This window comes from Microbacterium sp. Y356, from assembly GCF_059445355.1.
The window spans coordinates 300,871-320,866 of sequence record NZ_JCAIUE010000003.1 but is presented as its reverse complement, the minus strand read 5'-3'; the positions used below and the strand labels follow the sequence as shown (position 1 = coordinate 320,866).

General features: G+C 63.7%; 20 protein-coding genes and 1 tRNA gene. 7 read left to right on the top strand and 14 right to left on the bottom strand.

All coding sequences use genetic code 11. The features are described from left to right. The first annotated feature begins 339 nt into the window (after positions 1–339). Both AC1C2Q_RS17180 and AC1C2Q_RS17175 read left to right on the top strand, forming a co-directional pair. On the top strand, positions 340–660 hold the full coding sequence (locus AC1C2Q_RS17180) for a GNAT family N-acetyltransferase (RefSeq protein WP_495451117.1): 321 nt from the start codon (positions 340–342) through the stop codon (positions 658–660). Positions 661–1,276: 616 nt separating this feature from the next. Then, entirely contained in the window at positions 1,277–1,963 is a 687-nt protein-coding gene (locus AC1C2Q_RS17175) for a hypothetical protein (RefSeq protein WP_495451116.1), read from the top strand. Positions 1,964–2,420: 457 nt separating this feature from the next. Here the strand turns inward: AC1C2Q_RS17175 and AC1C2Q_RS17170 are convergent. From AC1C2Q_RS17170 to dusB, 5 genes are all read right to left on the bottom strand, one after another. After that, a tRNA-Asn gene (locus tag AC1C2Q_RS17170) sits at positions 2,421–2,493 on the bottom strand. A gap of 94 nt (positions 2,494–2,587) precedes the next feature. Continuing rightward, positions 2,588–3,292: an ATP-binding cassette domain-containing protein gene (locus AC1C2Q_RS17165; protein WP_495451115.1), complete on the bottom strand. Its 705-nt coding sequence runs from the start codon at positions 3,290–3,292 to the stop codon at positions 2,588–2,590. A 109-nt stretch (positions 3,293–3,401) separates the two neighbouring features. Continuing rightward, the gene (dnaG, locus tag AC1C2Q_RS17160; RefSeq protein ID WP_495451114.1) at positions 3,402–5,261 is read right to left on the bottom strand and encodes a DNA primase; all 1,860 of its coding nucleotides are present in this window, start codon (positions 5,259–5,261) and stop codon (positions 3,402–3,404) included. Next, a complete protein-coding gene (locus AC1C2Q_RS17155; protein WP_495451112.1) occupies positions 5,261–6,667 on the bottom strand; it encodes a deoxyguanosinetriphosphate triphosphohydrolase in 1,407 nt (468 codons plus the stop codon). Before AC1C2Q_RS17155 ends, dnaG begins: the two co-directional genes overlap by 1 nt. Then, positions 6,618–7,772: a tRNA dihydrouridine synthase DusB gene (gene dusB, locus AC1C2Q_RS17150; RefSeq protein ID WP_495428641.1), complete on the bottom strand. Its 1,155-nt coding sequence runs from the start codon at positions 7,770–7,772 to the stop codon at positions 6,618–6,620. The genes AC1C2Q_RS17155 and dusB overlap by 50 nt, the downstream gene beginning before the upstream one ends. 60 nt (positions 7,773–7,832) lie before the next feature. Here dusB and AC1C2Q_RS17145 point away from each other — a divergent pair, with 60 nt between their 5' ends. Further along, entirely contained in the window at positions 7,833–8,327 is a 495-nt protein-coding gene (locus tag AC1C2Q_RS17145; RefSeq protein WP_495451110.1) for a glutathione peroxidase, read from the top strand. On the opposite strand, the gene AC1C2Q_RS17140 is transcribed toward AC1C2Q_RS17145, so the two are convergent. Continuing rightward, complete coding sequence (locus AC1C2Q_RS17140; RefSeq protein WP_495428639.1) at positions 8,324–9,025, bottom strand: DsbA family oxidoreductase; 702 nt, start codon at positions 9,023–9,025, stop codon at positions 8,324–8,326. The genes AC1C2Q_RS17145 and AC1C2Q_RS17140 overlap by 4 nt on opposite strands. A gap of 52 nt (positions 9,026–9,077) precedes the next feature. Between AC1C2Q_RS17140 and AC1C2Q_RS17135 the strand changes: the two genes are divergently transcribed. Continuing rightward, positions 9,078–9,653: a P-loop NTPase family protein gene (locus tag AC1C2Q_RS17135; RefSeq protein ID WP_495451109.1), complete on the top strand. Its 576-nt coding sequence runs from the start codon at positions 9,078–9,080 to the stop codon at positions 9,651–9,653. Next, the gene (locus AC1C2Q_RS17130; RefSeq protein WP_495451108.1) at positions 9,650–10,285 is read left to right on the top strand and encodes a P-loop NTPase family protein; all 636 of its coding nucleotides are present in this window, start codon (positions 9,650–9,652) and stop codon (positions 10,283–10,285) included. The genes AC1C2Q_RS17135 and AC1C2Q_RS17130 overlap by 4 nt, the downstream gene beginning before the upstream one ends. Here AC1C2Q_RS17130 and AC1C2Q_RS17125 read toward each other — a convergent pair. Beyond that, positions 10,228–11,028, bottom strand: a complete 801-nt coding sequence (locus tag AC1C2Q_RS17125) for an isoprenyl transferase (RefSeq protein WP_495428637.1) — start codon at positions 11,026–11,028, stop codon at positions 10,228–10,230. The two genes, AC1C2Q_RS17130 and AC1C2Q_RS17125, sit on opposite strands and share 58 nt — an antisense overlap. An 11-nt stretch (positions 11,029–11,039) precedes the next feature. Then, positions 11,040–11,768, bottom strand: coding sequence for a DNA repair protein RecO (gene recO, locus AC1C2Q_RS17120; protein WP_495428636.1), 729 nt, complete (start codon positions 11,766–11,768; stop codon positions 11,040–11,042). A 36-nt stretch (positions 11,769–11,804) separates the two neighbouring features. Here recO and AC1C2Q_RS17115 point away from each other — a divergent pair, with 36 nt between their 5' ends. Next, on the top strand, positions 11,805–12,500 hold the full coding sequence (locus AC1C2Q_RS17115) for a trimeric intracellular cation channel family protein (protein ID WP_495428635.1): 696 nt from the start codon (positions 11,805–11,807) through the stop codon (positions 12,498–12,500). Between the two features lie 187 nt (positions 12,501–12,687). On the opposite strand, the gene leuA is transcribed toward AC1C2Q_RS17115, so the two are convergent. Then, positions 12,688–14,436, bottom strand: a complete 1,749-nt coding sequence (gene leuA, locus AC1C2Q_RS17110) for a 2-isopropylmalate synthase (RefSeq protein WP_495451107.1) — start codon at positions 14,434–14,436, stop codon at positions 12,688–12,690. Between the two features lie 224 nt (positions 14,437–14,660). On the opposite strand from leuA, the gene AC1C2Q_RS17105 reads away from it, so the two are divergent. Continuing rightward, positions 14,661–15,323: a hypothetical protein gene (locus AC1C2Q_RS17105; RefSeq protein WP_495451106.1), complete on the top strand. Its 663-nt coding sequence runs from the start codon at positions 14,661–14,663 to the stop codon at positions 15,321–15,323. Positions 15,324–15,350: 27 nt separating this feature from the next. Here AC1C2Q_RS17105 and AC1C2Q_RS17100 read toward each other — a convergent pair whose 3' ends face one another. From AC1C2Q_RS17100 to AC1C2Q_RS17080, 5 genes are read right to left on the bottom strand one after another with little or no spacing between them, the layout of a single operon-like run. After that, complete coding sequence (locus AC1C2Q_RS17100; RefSeq protein WP_495451105.1) at positions 15,351–16,304, bottom strand: NADP-dependent oxidoreductase; 954 nt, start codon at positions 16,302–16,304, stop codon at positions 15,351–15,353. 1 nt (position 16,305) lies between these two features. Continuing rightward, positions 16,306–17,202, bottom strand: a complete 897-nt coding sequence (era, locus tag AC1C2Q_RS17095) for a GTPase Era (RefSeq protein ID WP_495428631.1) — start codon at positions 17,200–17,202, stop codon at positions 16,306–16,308. After that, complete coding sequence (locus AC1C2Q_RS17090) at positions 17,195–18,472, bottom strand: hemolysin family protein (RefSeq protein WP_495451104.1); 1,278 nt, start codon at positions 18,470–18,472, stop codon at positions 17,195–17,197. Before AC1C2Q_RS17090 ends, era begins: the two co-directional genes overlap by 8 nt. After that, the gene (gene ybeY / locus AC1C2Q_RS17085) at positions 18,469–18,930 is read right to left on the bottom strand and encodes an rRNA maturation RNase YbeY (RefSeq protein WP_495431639.1); all 462 of its coding nucleotides are present in this window, start codon (positions 18,928–18,930) and stop codon (positions 18,469–18,471) included. Before ybeY ends, AC1C2Q_RS17090 begins: the two co-directional genes overlap by 4 nt. Then, the gene (locus AC1C2Q_RS17080) at positions 18,924–19,952 is read right to left on the bottom strand and encodes a PhoH family protein (RefSeq protein ID WP_495451126.1); all 1,029 of its coding nucleotides are present in this window, start codon (positions 19,950–19,952) and stop codon (positions 18,924–18,926) included. Before AC1C2Q_RS17080 ends, ybeY begins: the two co-directional genes overlap by 7 nt. Positions 19,953–19,996 lie beyond the last annotated feature (44 nt).

The following is a 19,996-nucleotide window of genomic DNA, read 5'->3' as shown; positions in this document are numbered from 1 at the left end:
CACGCCCGCAGAAGTCCTTGCCGCGCTACTCTCAAATCCAACAAATCAAATCGGTGTTGCAGACACCGCTTGAACTCGCCGGTTTCGAGACAGTGAGGTTACGAGACGCATAAGCGCAGCGGGCGACCGGCGCGATAGCGTCGGACGATGACCTGTTTTCCACTGCCTGTGCGCAAGGCTGAACTCTCCGATTCCGATGGGATCGCTGACGTTCACGTTCAGTCATGGCGAGAGACGTATACCGGGCTGATTCCAGATCGACTCATGGGTGCTGAGGCCCTGGAAGGACGGCGTCGCATGTGGTCGTCAATCCTAGGGCTCGACTCGCTCCCAGGAACCGTGGTCATCGCCGAGCGCGACGGAGAGGTGGTCGGATTCGCTTTTGCCGGTCCGGCCAATCATCCCGACGCCATGAAGGGTTTCACTCCGGCACGCAGCCTGCATTTGTATTCCATCTACCTTTTGGCCGCTGAGCACGGCACCGGTACTGGCCAATCTCTCCTGGAGGCTGCCCTGGGAGATTGTCCCGCGCAACTCTGGGTCGCCAGCGGCAATGACCGCGCACGGGCGTTCTATGAACGACACGGGTTCCGCACGGACGGTGCTGAGTTCATCGATCCCGACATTGAAGGGCTTGTGGAAGTTCGGATGACACGCTGAGCCATCCGAGCATTTTCACGACAGGATTGTTCTCGCGCGCGATTCTGTGTCTTGTATCCCATGGCTTATGGGACACCGAGGTTATGGAACAGTTCCGTCCCGACTTGTTACCGTCAGTCTGCGAATGGGTAGTGCTGCCGCGAGACGACCGGACGCGCTCTGCACGTTTAAGGAAGAGCAATGCGGCAGAGCCCGCAACAACGGCCGTCATCGCCGCGACGGCTGCGAACCACAGAAACCATGCCGTGCCCGTCGACGAGGTCATAGCGTTCCCCACGCCCACGGCGAGCCAAAGCCCAGTTGCCCCAGCGGCGGCCCCTGCGGCTCCACCGCGTACGCGGACCCCGGGCGGGCGACTCACTCTCCGATCAGCAAGGAGTTCAACGAGTACTCCTCCGATCAGCGCGGCCAACGCTGTCCCGCCTCCGATACCCGCTCCGACAGTGAGCAAATAAATGAAGGCGCTCCACCCGCCCTGGCTGCGATAGTCAGCGCTGCCCCCAGATATGCACCGAGGGGATGTTTGCAGGGACTGAAGCCCTTCTCTCTCTCTCTCCTGGTTGGCTAAGCTAGCTGCCAACAAGTGGGCTATTGGTCACGTGAATCCAGGAGCGTCATGTCACATAAAGCCAAGCTCAGCACAACTCTCGCCGCGCTCGCCCTAACGACTGCCGCACTTGCCGGGTGCACCGCCACGGCACCAGCGGCAGTCCAGACGTCCAAGTCATCTGCTCCCACGGCTGTCGCCGAGCCGGTTACCGAGGCTACGCCGACGCTGGAATCTACCGAGCCGGAAACCTGCTCCGGCATGTCTGAGGTCTACAGCTACACCGGCGGTCTGTATTGGGAGCGCCAGGGGACTCTCCGAGATCTAGGCGCACGAGAGTTCGCGCAGGGCGAGGTGACATTGGATGCTGACGGCACGCCCTTGACCTATACCGTTGAGCCCGGCGACGTTGAGGCTGTGATCGGTGAACGGCTCTGCGCGTACCCAACCCTCGGCTCGATGAACCACGTCCGCGTGATCCAGCCCGGGCAGGTGCTCTGGCTCACCCCCGACCCCGACACCCCCTGGGTGCCGTACTACAACCCTGATGACGCGCCTGCTGGGTTCCAGCAGATTCCGTACCAGCAGGCAATCGAGTCCGCGGGCAGGGCAGTTGACGCCAGTGACGTGGCCACCGTGCGGGCAATTTGGAACGACACGCTCACGGGCATGTTTGTGAACCAGGACACCATCGCCGCGGTCCAGAAGGTGGTCGACTCCGGCGACCTCGACGCGCTTCGCCAGCTCTTCTCGTAGCCTGGGGTGATCGACGACCTGGAGCGCCAGCGGGAGCATTGAGGGCTCCGCGACGAAGTTCTGAGCGCCCAACTGTGCGCGGTGCCTGGCACCGGATGGAGCCTGCAGAAGTGGACGGCGACCACACTCGTCAGCAAGACCGCGATGGCAGACTGGCCATCCCTCAAGAGTGCGCGCGCTGATGCCGAGGATGCGAGCGGCCTCAGCTGTTGAGATGGGCTGGGGTTTGAACGTAGGAGTGAGTTGCATGAAGCCTCTATGCGAGGACTCGCGAACTTCGAAGGGGTCGAGAGCGCTCAGCGTAGAAGTCCGGCGCCCCGCCGGTTCTACTGATTGCCTACTCTCGACGCCGCATTCCTGGCGGTATTCCTGGCGGAGCAACCGCTCAACATACCCGGTCGGAAACGGAAGAAGCCCGACTTCCGCGGAATCGTGCGGAAGTCGGGCTTCTGTTCTGCTCCCCGAATTGGACTCGAACCAATAACCTGCCGATTAACAGTCGGCTGCTCTGCCAATTGAGCTATCGGGGATCATGCGTCGTCGCCGAGGCAACTCCACAATCTTAGCAAACTCCATCGGATGCTCGTGACATCGTCGAAGCCCTCGGGCGTGTCGTCAGACGCGTCACCGAACTCGCGAATCTGCCTCCGCATTCGGCACCCAGAGCAGGTCGTTGCCGACGCCACGGGCGACCACGTGCCCGCCCTTCAGCATCAGCGTCTCGGCGTTCAACTCGCGGATGAAAGCGGCATCGTTCGTGACGAGCAGGGCACCCATCCCCTGTTCTTTGCGGCGTCTCGTGATCGCATCGAACACCACGGGCCGCACCTCCAGATCGAGGTTGGCGAGCGGCTCGTCGGCGATGAGCACCCGCGGCTCCAACACGAATGCACGCGCGATCGCGACGCGTTGGCGCATCCCAGCACTGAGCTCGTAGGGAAACTTCGCTGCCGTTCCCAGCGGAAGGTGCAGCTCGTCAAGCAGCGTCGCGACTCGAATCGCGAGCGCCTTTGTGTTGACTCGTTTCTCGCGGATCATGATCGGCTCTGAGATCACCTCGCTAACGGTCATGGTCGGCGAGAGATCGGCACCAGCCCCCTGCGGGATGAACCCGGTGCGATAGGTCAGTTCACGGTGTCGACGGCCCGGCTTTCGCACATTCACGCCGCACACGTGAGCATGACCGCCCACGATACGCACCGACGGGTCGGTTGAGCCCGCGAGCGCGGCCACCAACGTGGACTTACCGGAGCCAGTGGGCCCGGCAACGCAGATGAGCTCACCAGGGGGAAGATCGAAGGTCACACCATCGACGGCGCGCGTGGCCATCCCATGCCCCATTCGATCGATGACGAGATCGGAGCATTCGATTGCGTGAGGAGAAGCAGACCGGCCAGACATAGGCTCCATCATCTCCCGACTTCGGTATACCAGGCTGTTACGACTCGGCGAAGCGCTGACGCTCGATGTCGAGATCTCGCAGCCGCATCCGCAGGGCACGACCACCATCAGAGTCAGCAGGCACCCGTTGCACTGCCCCGAGGAGTTCGTTCTTTTCGCGCTCCAGATTGCGCAGGATCATGCGCCGACCGAGATCAGCGGTCGACGCGACCGCACCGGCTTCGTCGCGCGCAGGGAATGGTGTCATGAGCAGTTCGCCGGCAAGCGAGCGGTACGGCTCACGCACCGCGTTCACAGCATCCATCGCCCATCCGACGCGGGTGCGATCTGCAACCGCGATCACGACTTCGCGTACTGCTTCGAGCGCAGGATTGCGGAACGGAACCTCCAGCGCACGGGAGAGCATCACCTGATCAACCTGATGGCCGTATTGGAGCGCCCCCATGAGCGCGCCCCGCTCCATCGCGATATCCCCAGTGCGCGGCAGGCTCGACAATGTCACCGGGGTGATTTGAGGAGCATCCGTCGTTGACTGTGACGTTGCCGCCGGCTCTCGACGCGCCGGTGCATGGCTCTGTCCTCGCGCGGCGCGTTCAACCTCAGCGCGCACCTCGGTGGGATCCATGCCCAGTCGCCGGGCGAGCACTCGCTCATAGCCGGGCCGCAGCAGCCTGTCACGAATTTCCGCGACGATAGGGGCAGCAGCGCGCAATGCCCCCACCTGGCCCTCGACGGTAGCCAGGTCGAATCCTGCGAGCTTGCGGTCGATTGCGAACTCGAACATCGGCACCTTGGTGTCCATGAGTCCGCGCACCGCGGCATCCCCGCGCTGCAGGCGCAGGTCGCAGGGATCGAGTCCGTTGGGTGCGACAGCGACAAATGTCTGTGCGTTGAAGCGATCGTCCTCCGTGAAGGCGCGCAGCGCAGCCTTCTGCCCTGCCTCGTCCCCGTCGAAGGTGAACACCACCTCACCCGCAGCAGAGTCGTCACCCATCACTCGACGCAGCACCTTGACGTGGTCAGAACCGAATGCCGTGCCACACGTGGCGACCGCCGTGGTGATTCCTGCCAGATGGCACGCCATGACGTCGGTGTAACCCTCAACGATCACCACCCGGCGCGGGTCACCGCGTGAGATGTCACGCTTGGCGAGGTCAAGCCCGTAGAGCACCTGCGCCTTCTTGTAGATCAGCGTCTCCGGAGTGTTCAGGTACTTCGGCCCCTGATCGTCATCAAACAGCTTTCGAGCGCCGAAGCCGATCGTCTGGCCGGTGACATCTCGAATCGGCCAGACCAGCCGCCCACGGAATCGGTCGTACACGCCCCGCTGTCCCTGCGACACGAGCCCCGCCGCGAGCAACTCATCGCGGGTGAACCCCTGCGTTGTCAGAGCCTTGAGCATCCCATCCCAGCCGCGAGGAGCGAAGCCGACGCCGAAGTGCGCAGCAGCGCCGGCATCGAAGCCGCGCTCACCGAGAAACCGGCGTCCGGTCTCGGCCTCTGTGCTGAGCAGTTGGCCGCGGAAGAACTCCGCTGCCGCCGTGTTCGCTGCATAGAGGCGGCTGCGTCCGCTGGTCTCTGGCGCAGCACCGCCATCTTCGTAGTGCAGTGCGTAGCCGAGGCGCCCTGCGAGCTTTTCCACAGCTTCGGTGAAACTGACGTGGTCCGTCTCGCGAAGGAACGAGTACACATCTCCCGATTCGCCGCAGCCGAAGCAGTGGTAGTACCCCACCTGCGGCCGAACGTGGAAACTTGGGCTCTTCTCGTCGTGGAAAGGGCACAGGCCCTTGAGGGATCCGACACCGGCAGACTTCAACGCAACGCGTTCGCCGACGATATCGGCGATGTTCGTGCGCGACTTGACCTCATCGACGTCTGCCTGAAGGATCCGGGGCATCAGTGCGCCCCCTCGACCATTCGGGTCGATGCATGCGCACTAGCACCGGCGCGCGCAGTACGCGGGGTCCAGATGCCTACTTCGGCGGGGTCAATGTCGCCGACCAGTCTGCTGTGCCAGTCGAGCGCAGTCTGATCGGTGAGGCTTGCGATCTGATCTACTACGACCCTGGCACGCTCGGGATCGGTGGACGCTGCCAGGAAGTCAGCGGCGAAGGCAGGCTCGAGCACGTCGGCACCTGCGGTCCACAGGGTGTCGGTCGACCAGAGCGCTTCAGCGAGCCGCTTGAGCACCCGGCGCTGCTCCTTGTAGACGCCCTTGCGCGCATCGATGGTGACGATGGCCTGCCCCATGATGCCCTTGAGCACGGCGATCTCCGTCTCGACGACGCGCGGCACAACGACGTGCGCGTTGTAACGTGCAAGAGATGGCCCTCGATATGCCTCACGAGTCGCGCTGACAGAGGCACGCGCGAAGCGGCCGATCATGTCACTCGTGAGGTTCTTGAGCCGCGCAAGGTCAGGACGTGAGCGGTCGAACGACTTCAGCCACATCGGCTGACGTGTCAGCCGATACAGCCCGTCGGCCAGTTCCTCGCGCGTGAAGTCGTACCCGACCCACTGCTGGATGCGACCGACCAGCGCATGATGTTCCGCGGGGTCGGAGAGCTGAGCGACATCGAGGTAACCGTTGACGATCGCGTCTTCGAAGTCATGCACCGAGTAACCGATGTCATCCGAGAGATCCATGATCTCGGCCTCAATGCAACGCAGTCGTCCAGGGGCACCTTCGCGCATCCACCGGAAGACCGCTTCATCCTCGGGATAGACGCCGAACTTCAGTCGGCCACCGGGGTCAGGAACCGGGTTGTCGATCGTCCACGGGTATTTACAGGTGGCATCCAAGCTCGCTCGCGTGAGGTTGAGCCCGACAGAGTGCTCGTTCTCATCGAGAGCCTTCGCCTCGAGACGAGTCAGGATGCGCAGCGACTGTGCGTTGCCCTCGAAGCCTCCGATGGGCTCCGCCCAGTCGTTGAGCGCCCGCTCGCCGTTGTGTCCGAACGGAGGGTGCCCAAGGTCGTGGCTGAGACAAGCCGTGTCGACGACATCGGCCGAGACGCCGAGTTCCACCGCCAGCTCGCGTCCGACCTGCGCCACCTCAAGGGAGTGCGTCAGCCGGTTGCGGGCGAAATCGGCAGTGCTCGCCGGGCTCAGCACCTGCGTCTTCGCGGCCAGTCGCCTCAGGGCTGCGGAGTGCAGCACGCGCGCGCGATCTCTGGCGAATCCGTCGCGCTCAGAACGATGAGTCTCTGTGACGAAACGCTCGGCGTCACGCGGCTCGTATCCGTCGAGAACCTCAACCACCGCTGTTCTCGATCTCCGCGCCGCGCAGCATCTCGCTGGCATCGGCTGCCATCTCGCGCGAGTCAAGCCACTTGTCCGGCAGTGCAGGACGCTTCGGACGACCGGCACGGCCTCGCTGACCCTCGGCATCCGCACCGGGGTACGGTGCGTCGTGGTCGAGCTGACCCAGCAGGTCATCGATGTGCGCCAGGCTCTGTGCGGTGGCAAGGCCTGTGCGCACGTCGCCGCCGACCGGATAGCCCTTGAAGTACCAGGCGACGTGCTTGCGGATGTCGCGGCATCCGTGGCTTTCGTCGCCAAGGAACTCGACGAGAAGCTCTGCGTGACGACGGAAAGCGTTCGCGACGAAGCCGAGCGTCGCGTCGACCGGGCGCGACTCAGCGCCGAACGCCGTAGCCAACTCGCCGAACAACCAGGGGCGTCCCAGGCATCCGCGTCCGACCACGACGCCGTCACAGTCGGTCTGTGCCATCATCTGCACGGCGTCAGCGCCCGACCAGATGTCGCCGTTGCCCAGCACCGGAATACTGGTGACGGCTTGCTTCAGCTCACCGATCGCATTCCAGTCGGCATGCCCCGAGTAGAACTCGTTCGCTGTGCGCGCATGCAGCGCGACGGCCGCAGCGCCGGCATCCTCCGCGGCACGCCCCGCATCGATGAAGGTGAGGTGATCGGGGTCGATGCCCTTGCGCATCTTGACGGTGAGCGGAATATCACCGGCCGCTTTCACTGCCTGCGTGACAATGTCCGCGAAGAGCTTCGACTTCCACGGCAGCGCCGCGCCACCGCCCTTGCGGGTGACCTTGGGCACAGGGCAGCCGAAATTCAGGTCGATGTGGTCTGCGTGATCTTCCGCGACGATGATTCTCACGGCGTCAGCAATCGTCTTCGGGTCGACACCGTACAGCTGGATCGACCGCGGCGTCTCGCTCTCGTGATGCTGGATGAGACGCATGGTCGTCTCATTGCGCTCGACCAGCGCACGCGAGGTGATCATCTCACTGACGTAGAGTCCAGCGCCGTACTCGCGGCACAGGCGTCGGAACGCGGTGTTCGTGATGCCGGCCATGGGTGCGAGGACGACGGGCACGTCGAGGTCGATCGGGCCGATGCGCAAGGCGCGCGCGGGAGCAGGAGCGATAGTCATATCCGTCCTATTCTCCCACCTCTCGGCCTGTGCAGCCTCAACGCGTCATAGGCTGTGGATATGACCGATTCCGCGCTGCGCCAGATCCCGTTCACGGACGCCCAGGGTGCTGAAAAGACCCTCGATGACTTCGGCGCCGACGTGCTGCTCGTCGTCAACGTCGCATCGAAATGCGGCCTCACGCCGCAGTACGAACAGCTCGAACAGTTGCAGCGCGCTTATGGCGAACGCGGCTTCAGCGTGGTCGGTTTTCCGAGCAATCAGTTCATGGGGCAGGAGCCGGGCTCGATCGAACAGATTCTCGAGTTCTGCTCGACCACGTATGGGGTGAGCTTTCCGGTCAATGACAAGGTCAAGGTCAACGGCCGAAACGCCTCGGAACTCTACAAGGCGCTCAAAACTGCACCGGATGCCGGCGGCAAGGCCGGCCGCGTGGAGTGGAACTTCGAGAAGTTCCTTGTCCTGCCCGACGGCTCTGTAAAGCGGTTCCGCCCGAAGCAGAAGCCGGACGCCCCCGAAATCGTCACGGCGATCGAGGGCGCCCTCATCCGCTAGCCGGCGGCTTCCTCAGTCACAAGGACATCGTCCTCTGACTCGCCGCGCTTGGACCACAGGTCGCGCAGCACGTTCTCGAACGTCTCCGGCGGCTGAGCGCCCGAGATGCCGTACTGGCCGTCGATGACGAAGAACGGCACACCCTGGATGCCGTATGCCGTTGCCTGCGCCTGGTCCTGGCGGACAGCGGGCAGGTACTTGTCGTTGTTCAGCGCGTCACGAGCGGCGTCGGCATCCAAACCGACCTCGACGGCGAGCTCGATAAGATCGTCGATCCGTCCGACATGCTTGCCCTCGACGAAGTACGCGGACATCAGGCGCTCTTCCATCTCGAGTTGCATGCCCTCTGCCTTGGCATGGTGGAGAAGTTCGTGCGCCTTGACAGTGTTCGTGTGCTTGAGCAGGTCGAAGCGGTACTCCAGGTCGGCGTTCTTCGCGACGTTCGTGACGTTGTCGAGCATCTGCACGACCTGCTCGCGGGGCATGCCTTTGTGCCCGGAGAGGAAGTCGATTTCATCACCGTCGAAATCGACGGGAGTATCGGGTGAAAGTTCAAAGGAGTGGAAGGTGATGTTGACCTCGGGGGCATCTTCATCGGATGCTGTGGCAGCGAGACCCCGTTCAAGATTGCGCTTGCCGATGTAGCACCAGGGGCAGGCGATGTCGGACCAGATGTCTATCGAAATGGGGTTACTCACAACAGGCTCAACGACGATCGGTCCCTGAGTATTCCGTTGGTAGCATCTTCGAGTGCTTACCGCCGACGACTCACTGCCCATCGCTGCGCAACGTGTGCTGGTCGCGGGCATCACTGGTGCGGGTAAGACGACGTTGGCAGGGCGGATCGCCAACCGCTGGGGCCTCGTGCATCACGAGCTTGATGCTCTGTACCACGGGCCGAACTGGACCCCGCGTCCGGAGTTCCTCGACGATGTGCGCGCATTCGCCGCCACGGATCGTTGGGTCACCGAATGGCAGTACACCAGCAAAGGCACCGACGCGATCCTGCCAGTCCGCGCTGATGTGCTCGTCTGGATGGACTACCCGTACCCGCTCGTTCGGCGGAGGCTCATGCGTCGCACCATGAAGCGCCGCATCTTGCGCACGAAGCTGTGGAACGGCAATCTCGAGCCGAATCTGTGGCAAGCGCTCACCATTCACGGAGACGAGAATATTCTCGACTGGCAGAAGAACACCCGATACAAATGGGACGAGCGGATGCCGGGGATCGAGGCCGACTTCCCGCACCTGACGATCGTGCGGCTGCGGCATCCGCGTGAGGCGGAGCGATGGCTGGCCGCCGAGCCTGCCGAGGGACAGCGATGACCGCGCCGATGCTGGCGGCGGACGACCCGCTGCCGTTTCGGCCCGAGCGCGTGCTGATCGCCGGCGTCACCGGCTCCGGGAAAACGTCGCTCGCACGTCGCCTCGCTGCTCTCTGGGCACTCGATCACCACGAGATCGATGCCCTACATCACGGCCCGAACTGGACCCCGCGCCCGAAGTTCCTCGACGATGTGCGCGCATTCGCGGCGACGGACCGCTGGGTCACCGAGTGGCAGTACACGAGCAAGGGCACAGACGAGATCATGACTCCGCGTGCCCAGCTCGCGATCTGGCTCGACTACCCGTACCGCGTTGTGCGGACACGGTTGCTACGGCGCACGTTCGGCCGAAGCATCCTGCGCACCGAGATGTACAACGGCAACGTCGAGAAGCCGATCTGGAAGCTGCTGGCCACCAAAGACCCATCCGAGAGCATCCTGGCCTGGCAGACGAAAACGCTTGGATTCTGGGCAGAGCGGATGCCGGAGAAGCGCGAGCAATTCCCGAACCTCACGATCGTGCGGCTCACTCACCCCCGTGAGACGGAGCGATGGCTGCGCGTGCTTCAACGAGATCAGGAAGCGTCCGGCACGTCCACCGCCCCGCCGAAGCGGCGATCTCTGGACACATAAACTTCGATCGCGCGCCACAGCTCTGCGCGCGAGAAGTCCGGCCAGAGCGTGTCGAGGAAGACCATCTCGGCGTAGGCGGACTGCCACAACAGGAAGTTCGAGGTGCGCTGCTCCCCCGAGCTGCGCAGGAAAAGATCGACATCGGGCATGTCTGGCACATAAAGATTCCGACGGATCATCTTCTCGCTGATCGCACTCGGCTTGATCTTGCCCGCAGCGACGTCCCCGGCGATCTGACGCATCGCGTCGACGAGTTCGACCCGCCCGCCATAGTTCACACACATGGTGAGCGTCAGCACGTCGTTGTCGCGCGTGAGCTCTTCTGCGCGCTGCAGCTCTTTAATCACCGAGCCCCACAGTCGAGGTTTCCGCCCGGCCCAGCGCACGCGCACACCCCACTCATTGAGCTGGTCACGGCGCCGGTGCAACACGTCCCGGTTGTATCCCATGAGAAAGCGCACTTCCTCAGGTGATCGCGCCCAATTCTCTGTCGAGAAGGCGTACACGCTCAGGTGTTTGACTCCGGCCTGAATGGCGCCGGCCACCACATCGAGGAGTACCTCTTCTCCGGCTTTGTGACCTTCAATGCGGTTGAGCCCTCGGCGGTTCGCCCAACGACCGTTGCCATCCATGACGATTGCCACATGCTCTGGCACCTTGGGGAACGCAGGCGGATGGATGCCGGTCCAATCCAACGGGCGATACGCGACGGCATCCTTGTGCGTGTAAGGCTTCGGGGGCAACGGCTTCCCTCTCAAGGCGATTCGGAGACGTGGGAGAGCGAGCGGATGCCGCGCTCCAGATGGAACTGCACATACGCCGAGATAAGCCCCGAGGCCGCAGCGGTGTCGGAGTGAGCTGCCGCATCCACGGCATCCCACTCGCCACGCATCAATGACCGCAGCAACTGCAGCGTCGAGTCCACAACCTTGGGGCTGCCTGCCGGAGCGCAGTTCGCGCACACCTGCCCACCGAGCTGCCCTACGAAGTTTCGGTGCGGACCAGGTGCCGCGCATCGGGCACAGTCATTCAGCGAAGGCGCCCAGCCCGACAGCGCCATCACGCGCAGCAGGTAGGAATCCAGGATGCTTCGCGGAGCGTGCTCGCCACGAGAGAGCGCACGCAGGCCCCCGACCAGCAGCAGATACTGCTCGGGTGTGGCCTCGGCTTCACTCAAGCGATCGGCTGTCTCGACCATGACATTCGCAGAAGTGAAGCGGTCATAGTGCGCCGCGATCTCGCTGCCGTACGCACCGAGTGATTCCGCCTGCTGCACAATATCGAGTGAGCGTCCCTGATACAGCTGCACGTCGGCGACCATGAACGGCTCGAGTCGTGAGCCGAACTTTGATGAGGTGCGCCGCACGCCCTTCGCGACAGCGCGGATCTTGCCGTTGCGACGAGAGAGCATGGTGACGATGCGATCTGCCTCACCGAGTTTGTGAGTGCGCAAGATCACCGCTTCATCTCGATAGGTGGGCACCCCTCGATTATCCTCCGCGCAGGACAGAATGGACGTGTGACCGAACCGCTCTTCACCATTCCGCTCTGGGCGGACCTTCTCGGCGTCGGCCTCGGCGGCATCCAGGGCGCAATGTTCGCCTCAGGCTTCCAAGGGCAGCGGCGCCTCGATCTTCTCGGCGTCGCCATCATCGGCATCCTGATCGGAATGGGTGGCGGCCTAATCCGCGACCTGCTGTTGGGACAGCCACCGGCGACGCTCCAGAACAATTGGTATCTCATCACCGCCGCCGGTGCTGCCCTCTTCGGCATGTTGCTTGCCGGTCTTCTCAACCGTGCGAATGCGATCATCGTGGGTCTCGATGCCGTGGTCATCGGTATGTTCGGCGCTTTTGGCACCAGCAAGGCACTCGGACTGGGTGTTCCGGAAGTACCTGCAGTCTTCATCGGCGTGTGCGCCGCCGTCGGCGGTAGCATCCTGCGCGACGTGATCATGGGGCTGCCCGTCGCGATCATGCACGTGGGATCTCTCTACGCCATTGCCGCTGCTCTCGGCTGCACGGTGATCGTGACGGTGCACGCGTTCGGCGTCGGCCTCACGCTCGCCGGCGTCATCGGGCTCATCGTGACCGCCGTGATCCGCGTGCTCGCGGTGATTTTCGACCTGTCACTGCCGGAACAGCGCCGTCTCTACCGCCGCAGAGTAGCGGCAGAGACGGCAGCAATCCCGATCGTGAAGCCCTCCGAGAGCTGACGAGCGCGCTGTCCCCCGGCAGGGGTCGCGCATGGTCTCCTGACGGCCACCAAAGCGGCCATCTGCGCCACCCGCTACGGATCCCACCAGCACACCGGCCCGGCAGGGGTCGCACATGGTCTCCTGACGGCCACCAAAGCGGCCATCTGCGCCACCCGGCAGGCGCAGCGCCGCGCGGCGGTGATCCTCAGACGGTGGCGAGCTCGCGGGTGCGGATCGAGCGGTTCACGCCAGACACAATCGCCTTGAGGGATGCCGTAGAGATGTCCCCGTCGATGCCCACGCCCCACAGACGCTGGTCGCCCACCTGCAGTTCGACGTAGGCCGCAGCCTGCGCGTCGCCGCCGGAGCTGAGAGCGTGCTCGACGTAGTCGTAGACCGTGATGTCGAAGCCCTGCGCACGCAGCACCTCGACGAACGCGGCAATCGGCCCGTTGCCCTGCCCTGCGACTGCCACCTGCTGCTCTTCGTCACGGAGAGTGACGTCGAGCACGACTTCACCCGACATGTCACTGCGCGTCTGCGTGGCGAGCAGCTCGAACCGGCCCCACTTGGCCTCTGCGTCGTCGGCCGGCAGATACTCATCGTTGAAGATCGACCAGATCTGGTCGCTTGTGACCTCGCCACCCTCAGAGTCGGTCTTGGACTGCACGACACCGGAGAATTCGATCTGGAGCTTGCGCGGCAGATCGATGGCGTGGTCGGTCTTCAGCAGGTAGGCGACGCCGCCCTTACCGGACTGCGAGTTCACGCGGATGACCGCCTCGTAGGAGCGACCGAGGTCCTTCGGGTCGATAGGCAGATACGGCACAGCCCATTCGATGTCGTCGACGGTCTTGCCAGCGGCCTCGGCTGTGGCGGCCATCGCCTCGAAGCCCTTCTTGATCGCATCCTGGTGCGATCCGCTGAACGCGGTGAACACGAGGTCTCCGGCCCATGGGCTGCGCTCTGGCACCGGCAGCTGGTTGCAGTACTCGACCGTGCGCTTGACCTGGTCGATGTCGCTGAAGTCGATCTGCGGGTCAATTCCTTGCGTGAACAGGTTGATGCCCAGCGCGACGATGTCGACGTTGCCGGTGCGCTCGCCGTTGCCGAACAGGCATCCTTCGATGCGGTCAGCGCCGGCCATGTAGCCGAGCTCTGCGGCTGCGATGGCGGTGCCGCGGTCGTTGTGCGGGTGCAGCGACAGGATGATGTTCTCCCGGTGCGCGAGCCGACGGCTCATCCACTCGATCGAGTCGGCGTAAACGTTGGGAGACGCCATCTCTACCGTGGCAGGCAGGTTGATGATGACCTTGCGCTCCGGCGTCGGCTCGAAGACCTCGATCACCTGGTTGCAGATGTCGAGGGCGAACTCGAGCTCTGTGCCGGTGTAGCTCTCCGGCGAGTACTCGTAGAAGACCTGCGTCTCAGGGATGCGCTTCTCGTATTCGCGGCACAGCCGAGCACCTTCGAGCGCGATGTCGATGATGCCCTGCTTGTCGGTGCGGAACACAACGTCGCGCTGCAGGATGCTGGTCGAGTTGTACAGGTGAACGATGGCCTGCTTGGCACCTGCAATCGACTCGTAGGTGCGCTCGATGAGGTGTTCGCGAGCCTGAGTCAGCACCTGGATGGTCACGTCATCCGGAATGAGGTGCTCTTCGATCAGCTGACGCACGAAGTCGAAGTCGGTCTGGCTCGCGGACGGGAATCCGACCTCGATCTCCTTGTAGCCCATGTCCACAAGTAGCTGGAACATGACGCGCTTTCGCTCGGGCGACATCGGGTCGATGAGGGCTTGGTTTCCGTCACGGAGGTCAACGGCACACCAACGGGGCGCTTCGGTGATGCGCTGGGACGGCCAGGTGCGATCAGGAAGATCGACGGCAATCTGCTCGTGGTACGGCCGATACTTGTGGATCGGCATCGTGGACGGGCGCTGGGAGTTCTGCATGATGGGCTTCTTCTCTTCGTCTAATGGTCAGGCCAACACAAGCGCCGCGACGAGAAAGGCCCTAGCTGTTAGGACTCGTCGCGGCGACTAAGAAGAAGCAGACCGCCGAAATGCATGGCCTCAGCGTACACCCGCACGCATGCCTCTCACCAAATCAGGGGATGCTTCGACGGCGCTGTCCGCGCGGAGATGAGACGATCGTGCTGTTTGCGACACTGGAGGGTATGGACACAGCGCCCGCTCGCACGATCGCCATACGCACCGTCGCGCTCGGCGGCCTCAGCATTCTCTTGCTGCTGACTGGTTGTTCTGCGGGTGTGGAGTCCCCCACACCGAGCGTTCCGGACACCGACTACAGCTTGGCAACCCAGCGTCCAACCCCGCCCGAACTTGTGCTTATTGCGACCGGCACCGTCATCGACGTAGACGGAAATGCCAAGCTGTGCCTCGGCGCCATTATGGAGTCGTATCCTCCGCAGTGTGTCGGCGTCCCTCTTGTGGGCTGGGAATGGACGGACCTGCTGCTGCCCGACGATGAGTCTGGAAACACTCGGTGGGGCCAGTACGGGATGCCGGGAAGCTACGACGGCACCAGTTTCACTCCCAGCGATGGCGCGATCCCACTCGACCTGTACGATCCAATCCCTCGGCCAGAGCCGGCCGTTGGGGTCTCAGGAGCCGCAAGCGCGAAAGAGCTCGCTACGATCCAGGAGACGGTCGGTGAGCTGCTCGGCCCCGACCTGTTTCTCTCCAGCGGCATGGAAGACGGCTATCTCGTCGTCGACGTCGTCTGGGACGATGGCACACTGCAGAAGGCGGCCGACGAAGACTTTGGACCGGGCGTCGTGGTCATCCGTTCCGCACTCTGGGCCGTCGCGATCGAGTAGCCGATACCGGGGCGGCCAGCCATCAGTTCACGGGATGAGGGCGATCTTTCCGCCTGGGTGACCGGCCCTGAGGAAAGAGAGAGCGGCCTGCGCCTCGGCCAAGGGATACGTGCGCGCGACAGGGACCTCGAGAAGTCCGCGCTGTGCCAGATCGGCGAGTTCGCCGCGGATGCTGTCACGGAAGCGCGTGCTCTCCGGCAGCGAGCCCACAATCCAGCGGATGCCGTCCTGCTGCGCGCGCTGCGCCGCAGCGATCGTGACTATCCGCGAGCGGTCGGCGACGAGCTCCAGTGACACGTCCACGGCCTCGTCGGTGCCAACGGCATCCAGCGCCGCCGCGATCTCGCCATCGGCGGCAGCACGCGCTCGGTCGGCAAGACCAGCGCCATACGTAACCGGGATGCCGCCGAATCGACGCACCTCATCGAATCGCGCCTCGCTCGCCGTGCCGATCACTCGGATGCCGCGGTGCGCTGCCTGTTGCAGCACGCTGACACCGACGGCCCCGGATGCCCCGTGCAGCAGAATTGTCTCGCCCGCAGCCGCCGCGGTGACAGCCAGCATCTCGGCGGCCGTCGTGCCTGCCAGCAACAGGTTCGCCGCAGCCGCGTGAGTCAGCGTGGTGGGCTTCGCGAAGGCCTTCTCCGCAGGGATCGTCAGCGCGGTGGCGTATCCGCCCCGTACGCGGAACGCTATTACCTCATCACCGATCTGTGCGGCGCCAGAGCCGATCCTCGTGTCCGGTCCGATCGCGGTGATCTCCCCCGACACCTCATATCCGATCGGAACGGGCAGCACAGCATCCGCACGGGGCATAGTGACGTGCTTGTAGTCGGCCGGGTTCATCCCCGCTGCGTGCACACGGACAGTGATCTCACCGGGACCAGGCGCGGGCACGTCGTACTCGACGAACGACCAGGTATCCGGCGTCCCCCACTCGGTCGCGATCCAGTGTCTGTCCACACCTGTCCCCGTCACCATGTCAGAACCCGAGGCGACCCAGCTGCTTCGGGTCGCGCTGCCATTCCTTAGCGACCTTTACGTGCAGGCCGAGGAAGACTCGTGTGCCGATGAGCTCTTCGATACCGACACGGGCGCGCTTTCCGACATCAGCCAGGCGCTTGCCCTTGTGGCCGATGATGATCGCCTTCTGGCTGTCGCGCTCGACGACGATCTGCGCGTGCACGTCGGTGAGGTCTGTTCCCTCCCTTGCCGCGATGTCATCGATGACAACGGCGATCGAGTGCGGAAGCTCATCGCGCACGCCCTCAAGAGCCGCTTCGCGGATCATTTCCGCGACTCGATCCTCGAGCGACTCGTCCGTGGTGATCCCCTCCGGATACAGCGCCGGCCCCTCCGGCAGTAGCCGAAGAATCTCGTCGGTGAGCACATCGAGTTGCTCCCGGCCAAGCGCCGACAGCGGGATGACCGCGTCCCAGTCTTCACGCAGTGCGTCAACCTCCAGCAGACGCGCGGTGATCTGCTCGCGGGTCGCGGCATCCGTCTTCGTGACGATCGCGACCTTCTTGGCGCGCGAGTAGCCGTCCAGCGAGGCGGCGATCCGCCGATCACCTGGGCCGACCTTCTCGGTCGCAGGAACGCAGAATCCGATCACGTCGACATCGCCAAGCACCTGCTCAACCAGGTCGTTGAGCCGTTCACCCAACAGCGTGCGCGGCTTGTGAATGCCAGGGGTGTCGACGATCACCAGTTGCCCTGAAGGACGGTTCAGGATGCCGCGGATGGCGCGCCTGGTCGTCTGGGGCTTCTCACTGGTGATGGCGATCTTCTCGCCGACCAGTGCGTTCGTCAACGTGGACTTTCCGACGTTGGGACGCCCGACGAAGGTCACGAATCCGCTGCGGTTGGTCTCAGTCATCGTCTGTCTCCTCTGTTGCGCCAGCGGCGCGTTCCACGAATACCGTGGCGATTCCCCGACCGCGGCCGCGCGAGGCGCCGCCGGTCAGGACCAGTCCGTCTATCGTCGCGGTGACCCCAGGCTGCGGGATCTGGTCAACGGCCTTACCGAGCAGCCCACCGATTGAGTCGACGTCCTCATCCTCGAGCTCGATGCCGAACAGGTCGCCTACGTCGTCGAGCGAGAGGCGCGCGCTGACGCGATAACGTCCGTCGCCGAGGTCTACCACTTCTGCCGCCGCGTGGTCGTACTCATCGGCTATCTCGCCAACGAGCTCTTCGATCAAGTCTTCCAAAGTGACGAGTCCGGAAATTCCGCCATGCTCATCGATCACCAGACACACATGCACGGCGTCGCGCTTCATCTGCTGCAGCAGCGTCTCCGCGCGCATCGATTCCGGCACGAAGGTGGCCGGCCGAGCGATGGGGCGAACGGATGCTGCGCGCCACGCTGCATCGTCGCGATACGCGAACTGCACGAGATCCTTCAGATACAGCACCCCGACGACGTCATCCGCTTCATCGTCAACCACAGGGATCCGGGAGACACCACGGTTAAGGAACAGCGACATGGCCTCATCGGTCGTGGCCTCGGCATCGACCGTCACCATCTCGGTGCGTGGCACCATGACGGCGCGTACGAACTGATCGGTGAAGTCGAAAACCGAGTGAATGAGGTCACGATCGTCTTCTTCAATCAGGTCGTTGGAGGCGGCCTCATCGACCATGCTCAGCAGCTGATCCTCCGAGGCGAACGAGCTGCGGCCGGTGCCGGGGGTGACCCTATTGCTGATTACGACGAGACCCTGCGCGAGGGGGCCGAGGATGAAACGCAGACCACGCACGATTGAGGCCGTCCCGCGGATCATGCCTTCGGCGTGTTGTCTGCCGAACGTCCTCGGACTCGCGCCGACGAGCACGAAGGTGATCCCGGTCATCAGGATCGCCGCGGCAAGCATGGCCCACCAGATGTTTCCGAACATGATCGTGAACGCGACGGTGACGAACACGGCCGCCGTCACTTCAACGAGCACCCGAATGAAAGAGATCGCGTTGACATGCGCGTCGAGGTCAGCGCCGATTCGAGCCAGCGTCTTGGCGTTGCGACCTTCGAGCGCCATGTCAGCGAGGTCGGCACGGGATGTGACGCCGTAGGCAGCATCTGTCGCAGCGGTGAGGCCTCCGAACGCCACGAGCAGGAGCGCGGCGAGCAGGAGAAGTACTTCGGTCATCGGCCGCGTTCGGCGTGCCCGAAAGCCTGAATCAGTTCCTTCTGCAGCCCGAACATCTCACGCTCCTCGTCGGGTTCGGCGTGATCGTAGCCGAGCAGGTGCAGGAGTCCATGAGTGGTGAGCAGGATGAGCTCGTCCATCAGAGTGTGACCTGCGGCCTGCGCCTGTGTCTCAGCGACCTGCGGGCACAGCACGATGTCGCCGAGGAGTCCTGGTGGAGTCGGGCGATCTTCAGTACCAGGGCGCAGTTCGTCCATCGGGAAGCTCAGCACGTCGGTCGGACCGGGCTCGTCCATCCATTGCACGTGCAGTGCCTCCATGGCACCCTCATCGACGAGGACGATCGCGACCTCAGCATCCGGGCTGACGTGCAGCTGGGCGAGGTTGAAGTCTGTGAGCCGCTGCAGGACAGTCTCGTCAATGGCGATAGCGGACTCGTTGTTGATCTCAATCATGATGAGTGTCCTCGTTTAGGCGACCGATCCCGTGGTCCTGGGCGCTGGTTCGTGCGGCGCTCGGCACGACCTGCGAATTCCGCCGCCTGTTCGCGCTCATGACGGGCGGCCGTGCGCTGTTCGTCGTACTCGCTGTATGCGTCGACGATGCGGCCGACCAGCGAGTGACGGACGACATCGGCGCTGGTGAGGCGGGAGAAGTGGATGTCTTCGATGTCGTCGAGCACGCGGGTGACCAGGCGGAGGCCTGACGCTCCCTGTGGCAGATCGACCTGCGTGATGTCGCCGGTGACAACCATCCTCGTGCCGAATCCGAGGCGCGTGAGGAACATCTTCATCTGCTCGGGAGTGGTGTTCTGCGCTTCATCCAACACCACGAATGAATCGTTGAGCGTGCGTCCTCGCATGTATGCGAGCGGGGCGACCTCGATCGTTCCGGCCGCCATCAGGCGCGGCACGAGCTCCGGATCCATCATCTCGTTCAGCGCATCGTAGAGCGGGCGCAGGTACGGATCGATCTTGTCGTTGAGGGTCCCTGGAAGGAACCCCAGCCGCTCCCCTGCCTCTACGGCCGGACGCGTCAAAATGATGCGGGCGACCTCCTTGCGTTGAAGGGCCTGCACTGCCTTCGCCATCGCAAGATAGGTCTTCCCGGTTCCGGCAGGGCCGATGCCGAAGACGATCGTGTTTTCCTCGATCGCGTCGACGTATTCCTTTTGGCCGAGCGTCTTCGGACGGATCACCTTGCCGCGCGTGGTCAGAATGGCTTCGCCGAGCACCTCGCTCGGACGCGGGCCGTCTTCCTGGCGCAGCATCCGCGCCGAGCTTTCGACGTCACTGGGCGCGAGATCGTGGCCGTCACGGGTCATGATGAGCAGTTCCTCCACGAGGGTCTTGGCATCCGCGACGCGCGCTGCGTCTCCGGCGAGAGTGATCTCATTGCCGCGTACGAGCACCTGTACATCTGGGTGCTCTTTTTCAAGCATCTTCAGCAGCCGGTCCTGTGCACCGAGCACGCGCACCATGGCCACACCATCGACGTAGATGCGTTCGGTGACGCTGTTCTGTT

Coding starts and splice junctions, on each gene's coding strand:
- leuA (WP_495451107.1), bottom strand. CDS start 14,436: ATGCAGAACTCCCAGCGCCCGTCCACGATGCCGATCCACAAGTATCGG.
- AC1C2Q_RS17105 (WP_495451106.1), top strand. CDS start 14,661: ATGGACACAGCGCCCGCTCGCACGATCGCCATACGCACCGTCGCGCTC.
- AC1C2Q_RS17165 (WP_495451115.1), bottom strand. CDS start 3,292: ATGGCCACGCGCGCCGTCGATGGTGTGACCTTCGATCTTCCCCCTGGT.
- AC1C2Q_RS17080 (WP_495451126.1), bottom strand. CDS start 19,952: ATGGTGCGCGTGCTCGGTGCACAGGACCGGCTGCTGAAGATGCTTGAA.
- AC1C2Q_RS17175 (WP_495451116.1), top strand. CDS start 1,277: ATGTCACATAAAGCCAAGCTCAGCACAACTCTCGCCGCGCTCGCCCTA.
- era (WP_495428631.1), bottom strand. CDS start 17,202: ATGACTGAGACCAACCGCAGCGGATTCGTGACCTTCGTCGGGCGTCCC.
- AC1C2Q_RS17100 (WP_495451105.1), bottom strand. CDS start 16,304: ATGGTGACGGGGACAGGTGTGGACAGACACTGGATCGCGACCGAGTGG.
- AC1C2Q_RS17130 (WP_495451108.1), top strand. CDS start 9,650: ATGACCGCGCCGATGCTGGCGGCGGACGACCCGCTGCCGTTTCGGCCC.
- AC1C2Q_RS17155 (WP_495451112.1), bottom strand. CDS start 6,667: ATGCCAGCGAGATGCTGCGCGGCGCGGAGATCGAGAACAGCGGTGGTT.
- dnaG (WP_495451114.1), bottom strand. CDS start 5,261: ATGCCCCGGATCCTTCAGGCAGACGTCGATGAGGTCAAGTCGCGCACG.
- AC1C2Q_RS17145 (WP_495451110.1), top strand. CDS start 7,833: ATGACCGATTCCGCGCTGCGCCAGATCCCGTTCACGGACGCCCAGGGT.
- AC1C2Q_RS17090 (WP_495451104.1), bottom strand. CDS start 18,472: ATGACCGAAGTACTTCTCCTGCTCGCCGCGCTCCTGCTCGTGGCGTTC.
- dusB (WP_495428641.1), bottom strand. CDS start 7,772: ATGACTATCGCTCCTGCTCCCGCGCGCGCCTTGCGCATCGGCCCGATC.